This window comes from Streptomyces sp. JJ36, assembly GCF_021696945.1.
Taxonomy (GTDB): Bacteria; Actinomycetota; Actinomycetes; order Streptomycetales; family Streptomycetaceae; genus Streptomyces.
The window spans coordinates 122,695-134,897 of record NZ_JACYHE010000008.1 but is presented as its reverse complement, the minus strand read 5'-3'; the positions used below and the strand labels follow the sequence as shown (position 1 = coordinate 134,897).

Sequence of the window (12,203 nt, the reverse complement as noted above, 5' to 3'; positions counted from 1 at the left end):
CCGCCGCGCTGGTTGCCGACGCCCGCCGGCGGGGCCTGCGGGCCTGGGCGGCCGCGCACACGGCGGACGGCCGCCGGCGGCTGGCCGCGCTGCCGGCGGCGAACACCGGAGAGGCCGGCAACGCCGCGACCGGGGAGCGTCCTGCCGGGCCGGTACGGGACGAGGGCACCCCGGAGGCCGGCGGGCCGGCGGCCGCCGCCGTGTGCACCGTGGCCGGGCTGCTCGCGGGCCGCGAGGGGCCCGGCCGGGCACCGGACGGCTCCTGGGAAGTGGATCTCCTCGTGGTCTGCGACGCGCCGCAGCTGGACGTGGAGGCGGCGGCCGCCCTGGTGGAGTCGGTGCCGGACGGTGCCCGGCTGGTGCTGAGCGGGGACCCGCGGGTCCTGCCGCCGGTCGGGCCCGGGCTGGTCTTCGGCGACGTCCTTGCGGCGCGGGTCTGCCCGCGGGTGGACTCCCGGGTTCCGGACCCGGGACCCCTCGGCGAGCTGGTCTCGGGAGTCGGGGCCGGCGAGCTGCTCCAGGTGGCGGCGCCGGGCAAGGAGGTCGTGATCGTGCCGGTGCGGGACGCCGGGGAGGCGGTGCACCGCACGGTCCAGCTCGTCGCCGACTCGGTGCCACGGGCGTTCGGGCTGCCCGCGGCGGAGACCCTGGTGATCACGCCGGGGCATGGCGGCGGAGCGGGGACCCGCGCCCTGAACGCCGCGTTGAAGGAGCGGCTCAATCCCGGTCCCGGGCGCTTCGGGGGCTTCGACGCCGGGGACCGGGTGACGTACACGCCGGTGCCGGGGCGCACGGAGCCGGGCACGGTGGTGGCGGGCGAGACGGACGGGCTGCGGCTCGGGCTGGCGGACCGCACGGTCTCGGTGCCGCCCGAGCGGGTCCCGGGCACGGTGCGGCACGGCTGGGCGGTCACCGGCCACCAGGCGGCCGGGCTGCGGCCGGAGGCCGCCGTGGTGGTGCTGCCCGGGGACGCCACCGGCGCGCTGAGCCGGGAGTGGGTCTACACCGCCTTCGGCCGTCCGGCACGGCACCTGTCGGTGGTGCACGGCGCCGAGGAGGCGCTGCCGAAGGCCGTCGCCGGGGTGCGGACGCCGCCGCGGACCACCCGGCTGCGGCGGCTGCTGCCGCAGGCCGTCCGGGCCGCCGCGGCCGGCGGTCCGGAAGCGCCGGCCGCGGAGCCCGCGCCGTAGCGGCCGGTGCGCAATGGGCCACGGTGCCACCGCGGCGTTCCCGGGGCGCGTGCCCGGGCACGCGCCCCGGGAACGCCGGGCGCGTCGAGGAGTGGTCCCGGCATGCCACGGGTGCCTGCTGCCGGACCTGCCGGGGCCGTCAGCGGCCGCGGCGGGGGCGCCCCTCGGCGTCCAGGCCGCCCTCCAGCTCGTCCTCGTCGAAGACGGTGCTGATGTCGAAGCGGCAGACCACCCGCTCCGGGTCGGCCTGGTCGAAGGGCGCGGCGAGCCACTCGCCGGGTTCGGCGGGTTCGTCCGCCGCGGCGATCCACAGCGTGGCGTCGCCCTCCTCCAGCCCGAACTCCTTGTGGCGGGTGGCGATCTCGTCCGGTTCGTACTCGCCGAAGAGCACACCCAGCGCGGCGTGCACGCTCCGCCCGGCCGACTCGCCGTCGAACCCGTCCTCGTCGTCGGCCGACTCGGGGTCGAGATCGGTGACCCGCTGTGCCTGTGCGAGGAGCCGCTGGGGTTCGCGCACGGCGTAGTCGCGCCGGATGAAGACGCTCAGGGCCCGGGGCTCGTCCGGCCCGGTGTAGTCGGGCATGGTCTCGCCCCCGGGCACCTCGAAGGGGGTGACCTCGTCATACGCCTCGTACAGCAGTTCGTCGTACGCCTCCCCCGCCGCGGCAAGCTCGTCGAACGCGGCGTAGACGGCGGTGTCGGCGTCGGACCCGGCGGCGCCGTTCGCGGCCGCCCGCCGCTCGACGGCCTCGAGGTGGCGGTCCAGCGCGGCCTTGACCGCCTCGGCGGCAGCGCGTACGTCGGCAGCCGTGGGCTGCGCAGCATCAGACATAGTGCAGACGCTATCCGCAGTCGGGCCCTGCCCGCACAATAGATGAGATGCCGGAATACGAATTTCGCGATCTGTACGTGCCGCGCGGGGTCTCCCGCCGCGCCGCCACGCAACTGCTGACCGACCATGCCGAGTACGGCCACTGGGAGCTGGACCGCACCCGGCTCTATCCGGACGGCAGCCGCCGGGTACGGCTGCGCCGCCGGATCATCCGCCAGCTCCGCGCCACCTGGTGACGTACGTCCCGGCCGCGGACGCACCGAACGGGCCCCGCATGGGCGGGACCCGCTCCGTGCCGCGCCGGGCGCGAGCCGGCTCAGCGCCGAACCGGCGCCGGGTCAGCGCTGAGCCGCGCGGGCGCGACGGTAGAGCACCGTCCCGCCGAGGACGAGACCCGCGCTGAGGCCGAGCCCCAGACCCAGGTCCGCGCCACTGCCCGTCTGTGCCAGCTCGGGCTGGGCCGCGGTCTGCGGCTCCGGAGCGCTGGGCTGCCGCTCGGGGCCGTCGTCCTCCTCGGACTCACCGCGGGGCTTGTCCGGCTTCTCGCTCTCCGGCTGGTCCGGCGTCTCGGAGGGCGGCTGCTCGTCCGGGTGGTCCGGGTGCTCCTGGTCGGAGGGGCCGGTCGAGCACTCGTTCCCCATGGCGGGATTGAGCAGCCCCACCACGTCGACCGAGTTGCCGCAGGCGTTCACCGGGATGTCGATGGGCACCTGGACGTTGTTGCCGGAGCCGACACCGGGCGAGTTCGAGCTGCTGCCCTCGGCGTGGGCGCCGCCGCCGTGCTTGCCGTGGCCGCCCTTGTTGACGCACTTGTTCCCCATGGCGGGGTTGAGCAGCCCCACGACGTTCACCGTGTTGCCGCACACGTTCACCGGCACGTGGACCGGAACCTGCGCGTTGTTGCCGGAGAGCACGCCCGGCGAGCCCTCCGCGGCACCCTGGGCGGAGGAGTCGGCGAACGCCGACCCGCCGGAGAGCGCCAGCATGCCGCCCGCGGCCGCCACGGTGACCAGGCCCTTCCTGGTGACCTGTCTCATGCTTGATCCTTGCCTCGTTTCGAATGGAAGGCGTGCCGGTGCGCACCCTTCGGCGGCGCACCGGCACGCCGGTAGACCGGCGGCCCCGGAGCACGTGGCTCGCGCTCCGGGGCCGCCCGGTGCCGGTCCCGCGCGGAGCGTCCGCGAGGAAGCGGGACGCTGCGTCAGTCCGCCACGCAGGTGTTGCCGAAGGTGGGGTTGAGCAGCGCGATGATGTTCACGGTGTTGCCGCAGACGTTCACCGGGACGTGGACCGGGACCTGGACGACGTTGCCCGAGATGACACCCGGGGAGCCGACGGCCGCGCCCTGGGCACCGGAGTCCGCGGTGGCCAGGCCCGCACTGCCGAGCAGCAGACCGCCGGTGGCAGCCGCGACGGCGACAACCTTCTTGATCATGGTTCCTCCTTGTTGGCACATGCGGTCCCAGCCGCGGACCGCATCCCGTGTAACGAGGAGGGGGTAATCCGGCTACGAACCCACGGACCCATTCACCCGTCCTGAGTACCTGCGGACGTCTGTACGACCCGGTGCCCCGGCGCGCGCCCCCGGCACTGGGCGCGCGTCAGTCACACCGCGCGCCGCCGGTGTCGCGCGGTGCGCTCCCGTCAGCGGGCGTCCGTCGGCAGCATCCGTCAGCAGGCGTCCGTCAGCAGGCGTCCAGGAAGCGGTCCAGGACCCGCACCCCGAACTTCAGCCCGTCCACCGGCACCCGCTCGTCCACGCCGTGGAACATGCCGGCGAAGTCCAGCTCCGGCGGCAGCCGCAGCGGGGCGAAGCCGAAGCAGCGGATGCCGAGGTCGTGGAAGGACTTGGCGTCGGTGCCGCCGGAGAGCATGTAGGGCACCGCACGGGCCGCCGGGTCCTCGGCCTTCAGCGAGGTCCGCATGGCCTCCACCAGCGCGCCGTCGAAGCTGGTCTCCAGCGCCCGGTCGGCGTGCACGTCCTCCCGCCGCACCCGCGGGCCGAGGATCCGGTCCAGGTCGGCCAGGAACTCCTCCTCGTGCCCCGGCAGGAACCGGCCGTCCACATGGGCGGTGGCCTGCCCCGGGATGACGTTCACCTTGTAGCCGGCGCCGAGCTGGGTGGGGGCGGCGGTGTTCTGCAGGGTCGCCCCGATGATCTTGGCGATGCCGCCCAGCTTGGCGAGCGTCTCCTGCATGTCCTCGGGGTCCAGCTCGGTACCCAGCGCGTCGGAGAGCTCGTCCAGGAAGGAACGGACGGTCTTCGTCACCCGAACGGGGAAGGTGTGCCGCCCGAGCCGGCCCACCGCCTCGCAGAGCTCGGTGATGGCGTTGTCGGAGTTGGTCATGGAACCGTGACCGGCGGTGCCGTCCACGGTCAGCCGCATCCAGTGCATGCCCTTCTGGGCGGTCTCGATCAGGTAGAGCCGCAGATCGTCGCGGACCGTGAAGGAGAACCCGCCGACCTCGCCGATCGCCTCGGTGACGCCCTCGAAGAGCTCCGGACGGTGGTCCACGAGGTGCCGGGCGCCGTAGACACCTCCGGCCTCCTCGTCCGCCAGGAAGGCCAGCACCACGTCCCGCGGCGGCCGGCGCCCGGTGCGCAGCCGGTCGCGGACGACGGCGAGGGTCATCGCGTCCATGTCCTTCATGTCGACGGCGCCGCGGCCCCAGACGCAGCCGTCAGCGATCTCCCCGGAGAAGGGGTGGTGGGTCCAGTCCTCGGCGTTCGCGGGAACCACGTCGGTGTGGCCGTGGATGAGCAGGGCGGGCCGCGAGGGGTCCTCCCCCGCGATCCGTGCAACGGTCGAGGCCCGGCCCTTGTGCGACTCGATGATCTGCGGCTCCAGGCCCACCTCGGCGAGCATCGAGGCGACGTACTCGGCGGCGGCCCGCTCGCCGCGCGCGTCGTTGCCGCCGAAGTTGCTGGTGTCGATGCGGATGAGATCCCGGCAGAGGTCGACGACCTCGTCCTCGCCGGTGCGCTCCGGGGTCGGGCTCGACTGGCTCACGCTGCCTCCTCGTGTAGCGGGGGCTCCATCCTCGCGCCTGCCGCCGCGGGGGCCCAAGAGCCGGGGTGATCGACCACCCCGCGGGCGGTGTTAGAGTTGGTGACGTCACGGCGGCCCGCGGGCCGCTGCGTACACCTGTCGGGGTGGCGGAATGGCAGACGCGCTAGCTTGAGGTGCTAGTGCCCTTTACAGGGCGTGGGGGTTCAAGTCCCCCTCCCGACACCAGCGAAACCCCTGCTCACCAGGGGTTTCTTTGTTTACGGGGGTCGCTGGTCGACCAACCGCCCGCGCTGTGACCTTCTCGGGAGCTTGCGGCCCTCCGGGAGCGAGCCCCTCCATTGCGGAGCATCTCGCCGTCACGCGGGAACCGCCACTGCTACGGTCGCTGACGTGACGCTCTCGGTTACCACGGGCCAGGCTGTTGATCTACGAGTGCAGCCGGTCGACCACGTTCTTGATCGCGTCGAGCAGGCTCTCCGCGCAGGGTTCGTTCGAGATTCCGTTGTGCGCAAGCGCCGGTCCGTGGGGCTCCGGACTGACCGCGACACCTGGGTCCGGATCGAGCGGCGCATGGTCGACAAGATCCCGGTCCAGGGGTGGAACGGCACCGAATGTGCGGCGCGCCTGGAAGGCGTCGCACAGCCCGTATGGCACGGGAGTGTGGTCTGGAGGGAAACGGACGAGCCGGTGATGTGGCGGGCGGACGAGACCGGTCTTCTGCCGGGCCGCCCTGTCGGCACCGCTGTCCTGAGTGAAGACCCGCAGCTGTCTGATGAGTGGTGGGAGGCGTTGAACGCCTCATTGAACGCCCTTGCTACTCAGGAGACGAGGCGGGTGGCCACGCCGGACACCGTCACCCTCACCCAGGACCTGGTCACCGAGTCCATTCGCGATGTCTTCGCCGACGATCTCGACACGACCGTCGAGCGGTGGGTGCCTGCGCATGCGGATCTGAACTGGGCGAACGTGTCTGCCCCGGCGTTCAGCATCTTCGACTGGGAGGACTGGGGGAAGGCGCCGCTGGGGTTGGACTCCGCCTCGCTGTGGGTGAGCTCGCTCGCCGTCCCGGCTCTGGCCGATCGCGTACGGCGAGAGCGCCGGTCCGATGTGCAGAGCCGGGACGGCAAGCTGATGACGCTGTTCGTCTGCTCGAAGATCCTCGGGCCGGACGCGCACCCGGAGGATCCCCGCCAGGAACCGGCGCGGCGTATGGCTGAGCAGGTGATCAAGGAGCTTCGGGCAGGCTGACCCCGGAGCGATCCCGCAGGAGCCTCCGGTACTCCCGGATCGCCTGCTCGTCGACTTCACCGTCGAGTGCGCTGATCAGGTCGCTGAGGTGAGCGGGGTCATCGGTGCCCACGGCAACGGAGGTGACCCGTGGGAGGTGATAGGTGGTCCGGAAGGCCGCCTGCACACGGGAGAGCCGGTTGCTGTCGCGGAGGAAGACACGTGGGTCGACCCGGTCCCACACCGAGGCGTCGGTGCTGCCCCCGAAGGGACTCATCCCCCATACGGAGTCGCCGCGGAGGTCCCAGGCTTTGATCAGGGTCTCTGCGGCAACGAGCGTCCTGCCGCCGACCAGGAGGCCGGCGCGGATCATGAGGACCGACGGCTTCGGACAAGTGACGTCGACCAGGTTCGTCAGCGGCGCCGGGTCCCAGGACGCGATACCCCAAGCGCCGCACAGCCCGTCCGCTGTTGCGTCATAGAGAGCGATGCATGCCTGCCTCAGCACGGCTGGGCCATGGACGGTGGCTTCGCGGAGCGAGTGTTCCGGGTTGTGCAGGAACACCAGGTCCGGACTCCGGCCCAGGTCCGCGGCAGCCTGCTTCACGGCTGTGCGAAGGCGTGCGGGGTTGAGGGAGTGATCCGCGCCGTCCCGCCCGGGGAAGTAGCCGACTTTCGTGGAGATCGTGAAGTTCGGCAACAGGTCGCCCGCGGTCTGGGCAAGGACCTGATGGGAGCGGAAGGCGTGGTAGTTGGTGCTGGTGTCGAGCGCGGTGACGCCGAGGTCCAGTGCGCTGGTCAGGAGTCGGCGTTCGTGACGAGACCGGTGTAGCCCGAGGACAATTCGGGGGTCAGCACCGCGCACAGTTCCTCCTTCACCAGGATCTCGGCGACCTCTGCCACGTCGGCTCCGACGGCGGCTGCTGCCTGGTCGAGCGGGACCGGGCTGCCGCTGAGCAGCAGCCGCAGCGCGGGCAGGGCCTTGGCCGCGAAGACGAGTTTCTTCCCCGAAGCGACGACGTCGACGGTCGCGCCCTTCTCCTGGAGCCGGGGAGGGAAGTGGGTGGTGCACACCACGGCGCCGAGCGGCCCGAGGACGGTGAGGAACGGCACGTGCCGTGGCAGCGTCGTCTCCTCCTCATACGCGGCCAGGTAGTCGGCCGGGGAGCGTTCGGCGACCAGCCGGCCAGCGGCCTCGGTGAGAGCTTCGCCGCCAGCTTCGTGCCAGCGATTCAGGTCGTGCCGGAAGATTTCGCGCTCGCGGCACCAGTCGGCCAGCCAGGCGAGCCAGCTTGCTCCGGTGCGCTGAGTGATGCCGAAGGTGACGTGCAGGCTCTTTCCTGATCCGCTGCCGGTTCGGGTCGCCTGATGCCAGTGGCCTCGGGGGATGTGCATGACGTCCCCGGTCTCCATGGACCCGGACCAGAGAACTTCGTCACTCGGCGTGGTGTTGGGGTCTGAGTCCCGGTACATGGGGACAGGGCGTGAGGTCGCGCGGACTTCCCACTCCTTCTCGCCCGCAAGCTGCACGATCACGACGTCGTGGTCGTCCCAGTGCAGTGGGAAGCCGGCGGCGTCGTTCGTCGTCAGGTAGGCGTTGACCTGTACTCGCTCGCGAGACCACCACTGCAGGGCGCGGCAGGCGACTTCCATGGTGGGGTCGAAGATGTTGGCCTGGTCAAGGATGAGCGTGGCGCCCTCTTCCAGGAGCCGGCCGAGGCTGTGCATGTTGACCATGGGGATGCTCTGGCCGCGGGGGCTGACGCTGTCGGTGTAATACACGGCGGGGTGGACCTCCTCGCCGTTCTGGAAGCACCGGAGTTGCGGGCGGTTCAGGCTCCTGCGCATCGCCATGTCGAGCAGGCGGTTGGGGTTCAGGATGCGGGAGACGAGTGCGGGATCGTCCATACTTCCGCGCGCGAAGTCCTTGCCCAGTTCCTCCGGCCCGCTCCATCCGAGGGCCGTCTCGACGGCGTGGATCAGCTTGTGTTCCATGGCTTCCTCCTCTGTGGGTCTGCTCATGTGCTCCGGGCGCGGTGGGGCCGCACGCCCTTGTGCGACCCCACCGCCTGATGCCTACTCGCTGTCGTGCAGGTTGCCGTCGCCGCCCGGCCACGGTGAGTCGCCGGAGCTTCCGGCGTTGTCGGACCGGAGGCTGTCGTAGCGGTCGTGGACGGCGGTCAGCTCTTCCACCGCCATCAGAAGTCCGCTTTCGGCCGACGGCGGTGTGGTGCGCTCTGCCACCTCGTGCTCCTTCCTCTTCGGTTCTCCCGCCGGGGCCGACGGGAAGCAGAAAACCCCCTACTCGGAGGCCATGAGGCGGATGGGAAGGCCCGTCCCCGACGGAGGTGCGGGAGCGGGCCGCCGGCCTGAGGAGCCGTCCGAGAGTGAACGCGTCCTGTGTTCTCCCTTCGTCGGCTGATGCTCAGCCAACGGCCCCGGAGGAGGGGTCCGGAAGGTTTCTCGGGGGTTTCTCCTGAGGACGCCTCTCCTCATGCACGGTTACGAGAAGTAGTCTCTGGGCTACGGAGTGAGGGGATGGCGGGAGGGCGACGTGTCTGGAGAGCCGTTAGCAGTCCACCCGCTGACCTTCGTCCGCCAGACCCGCGGATGGGGGAAAGCCGAGTTCGCCCGGCTCATGCAGGCGCACGGGATGTCACTGGGAATCCCGCTGGCGACCAACCGGACGACCGTGTGGAAGTGGGAGCAGGGCCAGGAGCCGGATGGGGCTGCCCAGCGCGTGCTCGCCGACCTGCTGCGCGTGCCGAGCCAGGAGGTATCCGCTCAAGCCTGGCCGAAGTGGCTTCCCGTCTGGGAGTTGACGGGTCTCGCCGCACCGTGGACCGCGGCCGGCACCGTCGAAGCACTGGCTGACCTGGTAGGGACCGGTCGCCTGGATCGCCGAGGGTTTCTCACCATCACCGGCACCGCACTCACGGGACTCGCGGCGAGCTGGGCCGACGCACCCTCTGCCTTCGCCTCGGCGCTCAAGGGAGATCGAGTCACGGACACCATGGTCTCAACGATCGAGAAGCGCGTCGGCACGCTCCGCACGCTCGACGACCAGCTCGGAGGCGCAGGGCTCCTGGAGCAGGCAAGAGGCGATCTCGCCCTGATCACCAGGCTCCTGAGCGCCAGCCGGTACACGGACGACACATGCGTCCGCCTGTACGCACTGGCCGCACGCGTTGCCCATCTGACCGGCTGGATGGCCTACGACGCAGGATTGCGGTCCGCAGGACAGCGGTACTACGTCGGCGCCCTACGCAGCGCCCGGACCGCGGGCGACAACGCCTTCGGCGCCTTCACCCTGGCAGAGATGGGCGTCCACGTCTCCGAAGCCGGACGAACCGCCGAACGCGTCGACCTGATCTCGACCGCCATCGACAACGCGCCACGCACCCTGCCTCCCTCCACCCAATCCTTCCTCTTCCTGCACAAGGCCGAGGCACTCTCGCGCGACGGCGACCACCGGAGAGCCGGGACGGCACTCAACCGGGCCGCGACCCTCTGGGAGTGCCACACAGCGGAAGACAGCCCTGACTGGCTCGACTGGTTCGGCGAGGCACAACTGAGGTCGACCGAAGGCAAAGTTCTCCTGCGCTCCGGACAAGTGGAGCGCGCGACGAGATCCCTGCAGATCTCCGTACGAAGCGCGGCTCCCAGGGACCAAGCCGTACGATCCAGCCGCCTGGCAGAAGCACGACTCGCCGGAGGGGACCTGGAAGGGGCACTGGACGCCGCGAACTACGGCGCCGAGCTTCTCGAAGAGACCGTCAGCTCCACGCGGGCGCTGAACCGTCTCAAGGAGTTCTCCGCACGACTCGAAGCGCACGGGTCGGCCCCTGCCGTCCGCGAGTTCCGGGAGCGCCTCCAAGAACTCCCCTCATGACCTGATCGGAAAGGCCGAGGTCGAGGGGCTCTCCGCCACCGAAGAGTGCGGCCGGGATGCCAGGATGGGCGCCATGACGGAGATCGACGGTGTAGTCGCGGCCGGCTTCGAACCAGTACGCGAGGCGTTCGCAGCCAGCTTCGACCGGCACGGGGACATCGGCGCAGCCGTATGCGTCTATCGGTACGGGGAGCCGGTGGTGGACCTGTGGGGTGGGATCGCCGACCCTCGTAGCGGTCGGCCGTGGACGCGGGACACCCTGCAGCTCGTCTACTCGGCGACCAAGGGTGCCACCGCAACCGCAGCGCACTTGCTGGCCCAGCGCGGCGCGCTCGAGCTGGACGCGCCGGTGGCGCAATACTGGCCGGAGTTCGCCACGAAGGAGAAGGCCGACATCACAGTGCGCTGGCTCCTGTCCCACCAAGCCGGCCTGGTCGCACTGGACCGACCGGTGCCGCTCAACGAGGCGTTGACCTGGCATCCGATGGCAGAAGCACTCGCCGCTCAATCTCCCCAGTGGGCCCCGGGAACAGCCCACGGATACCACGGCCGGACCTGGGGCTGGCTGGTCGGCGAGGTGATCCGCCGCGCATCCGGGCGCACACCGGGCCGCTTCTTCGCCGAGGAGATCGCCGGCCCCCTCGGCCTGGACTTCTACATCGGCTTGCCGCCTGGAGAACGCGACCGGCTGAGCCGGATGCTGTACAAACAGCCGGACGTCGACCTCACCACCGCTCCCCCCGAGTCGGTCCCCGAGAATCTCCGCGACCTGGTCGCCGCCTGGCGCGACCCGGACTCACTCAGCAACAGAGCGTTCGCCGTCACCGACCCGGCCGCCATCGACTTCAACGCCCCAGAGGTACAGGCTGCGGAACTGCCTTCCTCCAACGGCATTGGCACCGCCCGAGCACTCACGCGCATGTACGCCGCCCTCATCGGCGCGGTGGACGGCGTACGCCTCTTCGCGCCGGAAACTCTCGCAACAGCGACCAAAGAGCAGGCAAACGGGCCAGACCAGGTGATGTGCCTTCAGAGCCGATTCAGCTCCGGATACATGCTGCCCACCGTGGAAAACCCAATGACCAGCCCATCCGCCTTCGGTCACACCGGCCGCGGCGGCTCCCTCGCCTTCGCCGACCCCGAACACGGCGTCGCCTTCGGCTACGCGATGAACCACATCATCGGCGGCCCCGACGACGTCCGGGCAGCATCACTGGTCGACGCCGTGCGCAGGTCGCTGGTACGACCGGCCGCCTAGCGCCGTCGTTCGACCGGCGCTGCTCCCCACTCTCAGGCAAACAGCGCGCGTCCTCAGCTGTTCCCCAGCATCGACGCCGGTACGGCTCAGCACGGATCTCCGAGAGACCGTGACCGGGAAGGGCAGGGGTGCTGCGGCCAGACCTCGATGATCGCGGTGACGGAACTACCGGTGACCGGAGTCCTGCACAGCTTCACCTGTCTGGCGTTGCGGACCATCGACTCCTCGTCCCGCACCTCGATCACTGTGCCTGCGGGCGGTGGCCCCTCAGCCGCCGGGGGCTGATCGGCGGGGCCGGCCAGGGCGGTCAGTGTCCGTGTGCTGCCTCCGGGCCGCCGCCCTGGGCGGCGAGGGAGGCCCGTACGTCCTCCATGTCCAGTTCCCGGACGGCCGTGATGACCTGGTCCAGGCCCTGCGCCGGGAGGGCGCCGGGCTGGGAGAAGACGAGGATGCCCTCCCGGAAGGCCATCAGGGTGGGGATGGAGGTGATCTGGGCCGCGCCGGCGAGTGCCTGCTCGGCCTCGGTGTCGACCTTGCCGAAGACGATGCCCGGATTGGCCTCGGAGGCCCGCTCGTAGACGGGGGCGAACGCCCGGCAGGGACCGCACCAGGAGGCCCAGAAGTCGACGAGGACGATGTCGTTCTCGGTGACGGTCTTCTCGAAGTCGGCCGCGGTCAGGTCGACGGTGCTCATGGGTGGGTCCTTCCTTGGTGGCTTCATACCCCCTGGGGTAAAGAACACCGGCGTGCCGCGACACATTCCCGTCCGCGGGCGCTCCTCCGCGCCCCCTGC

The 12,203-nt window shown here is 71.0% G+C and carries 12 protein-coding genes, 1 tRNA gene and 1 pseudogene; 6 read left to right on the top strand and 8 right to left on the bottom strand.

Annotated elements, in window-relative coordinates; all coding sequences use genetic code 11:
• Positions 1–1,190 (top strand): annotated as a pseudogene (locus HOY81_RS05535) (hypothetical protein); the annotation flags it as partial.
• 139 nt (positions 1,191–1,329) lie between these two features.
• Here HOY81_RS05535 and HOY81_RS05530 read toward each other — a convergent pair.
• Positions 1,330–2,022: a hypothetical protein gene (locus tag HOY81_RS05530; protein WP_237318767.1), complete on the bottom strand. Its 693-nt coding sequence runs from the start codon at positions 2,020–2,022 to the stop codon at positions 1,330–1,332.
• Between the two features lie 47 nt (positions 2,023–2,069).
• Here HOY81_RS05530 and HOY81_RS05525 point away from each other — a divergent pair, with 47 nt between their 5' ends.
• A complete protein-coding gene (locus HOY81_RS05525) occupies positions 2,070–2,258 on the top strand; it encodes a DUF5703 family protein (protein WP_237318765.1) in 189 nt (62 codons plus the stop codon).
• A 102-nt stretch (positions 2,259–2,360) separates the two neighbouring features.
• Here HOY81_RS05525 and HOY81_RS05520 read toward each other — a convergent pair whose 3' ends face one another.
• The 3 genes from HOY81_RS05520 to HOY81_RS05510 all read right to left on the bottom strand — a co-directional run bounded on the left by HOY81_RS05520 (position 2,361) and on the right by HOY81_RS05510 (position 5,033).
• Positions 2,361–3,059, bottom strand: coding sequence for a chaplin (locus HOY81_RS05520; protein ID WP_237318763.1), 699 nt, complete (start codon positions 3,057–3,059; stop codon positions 2,361–2,363).
• A 164-nt stretch (positions 3,060–3,223) separates the two neighbouring features.
• Positions 3,224–3,457, bottom strand: a complete 234-nt coding sequence (locus HOY81_RS05515; RefSeq protein WP_237318761.1) for a chaplin — start codon at positions 3,455–3,457, stop codon at positions 3,224–3,226.
• Positions 3,458–3,707: 250 nt separating this feature from the next.
• Positions 3,708–5,033 (bottom strand): M20/M25/M40 family metallo-hydrolase, encoded by a 1,326-nt coding sequence (locus HOY81_RS05510; protein ID WP_237318759.1) that lies wholly within the window; start codon positions 5,031–5,033, stop codon positions 3,708–3,710.
• Positions 5,034–5,170: 137 nt separating this feature from the next.
• Here HOY81_RS05510 and HOY81_RS05505 point away from each other — a divergent pair.
• Positions 5,171–5,258 (top strand) — tRNA-Leu (locus tag HOY81_RS05505).
• Positions 5,259–5,423: 165 nt separating this feature from the next.
• Entirely contained in the window at positions 5,424–6,281 is an 858-nt protein-coding gene (locus tag HOY81_RS05500) for a hypothetical protein (protein ID WP_237318757.1), read from the top strand.
• On the opposite strand, the gene HOY81_RS05495 is transcribed toward HOY81_RS05500, so the two are convergent.
• The 3 genes from HOY81_RS05495 to HOY81_RS05485 form a co-directional block, all read right to left on the bottom strand.
• Positions 6,259–7,125 (bottom strand): aldo/keto reductase, encoded by an 867-nt coding sequence (locus HOY81_RS05495; protein WP_237318755.1) that lies wholly within the window; start codon positions 7,123–7,125, stop codon positions 6,259–6,261. The two genes, HOY81_RS05500 and HOY81_RS05495, sit on opposite strands and share 23 nt — an antisense overlap.
• Positions 7,059–8,255 carry a cupin domain-containing protein gene (locus HOY81_RS05490; protein WP_237318753.1) on the bottom strand — a complete coding sequence of 399 codons (1,197 nt, stop codon included), beginning with the start codon at positions 8,253–8,255 and terminating at the stop codon, positions 7,059–7,061. The genes HOY81_RS05495 and HOY81_RS05490 overlap by 67 nt, the downstream gene beginning before the upstream one ends.
• Before the next feature lie 81 nt (positions 8,256–8,336).
• Positions 8,337–8,504, bottom strand: a complete 168-nt coding sequence (locus HOY81_RS05485; protein ID WP_237318751.1) for a hypothetical protein — start codon at positions 8,502–8,504, stop codon at positions 8,337–8,339.
• Positions 8,505–8,814: 310 nt separating this feature from the next.
• On the opposite strand from HOY81_RS05485, the gene HOY81_RS05480 reads away from it, so the two are divergent.
• Together HOY81_RS05480 and HOY81_RS05475 are read left to right on the top strand one after the other, a co-directional pair.
• Complete coding sequence (locus HOY81_RS05480) at positions 8,815–10,152, top strand: transcriptional regulator (protein WP_237318749.1); 1,338 nt, start codon at positions 8,815–8,817, stop codon at positions 10,150–10,152.
• A gap of 73 nt (positions 10,153–10,225) precedes the next feature.
• Positions 10,226–11,410 (top strand): serine hydrolase, encoded by a 1,185-nt coding sequence (locus HOY81_RS05475; RefSeq protein ID WP_237318746.1) that lies wholly within the window; start codon positions 10,226–10,228, stop codon positions 11,408–11,410.
• A gap of 307 nt (positions 11,411–11,717) precedes the next feature.
• Here the strand turns inward: HOY81_RS05475 and trxA are convergent, their stop codons facing one another.
• Positions 11,718–12,104, bottom strand: a complete 387-nt coding sequence (gene trxA, locus HOY81_RS05470) for a thioredoxin (RefSeq protein WP_237318744.1) — start codon at positions 12,102–12,104, stop codon at positions 11,718–11,720.
• Positions 12,105–12,203 lie beyond the last annotated feature (99 nt).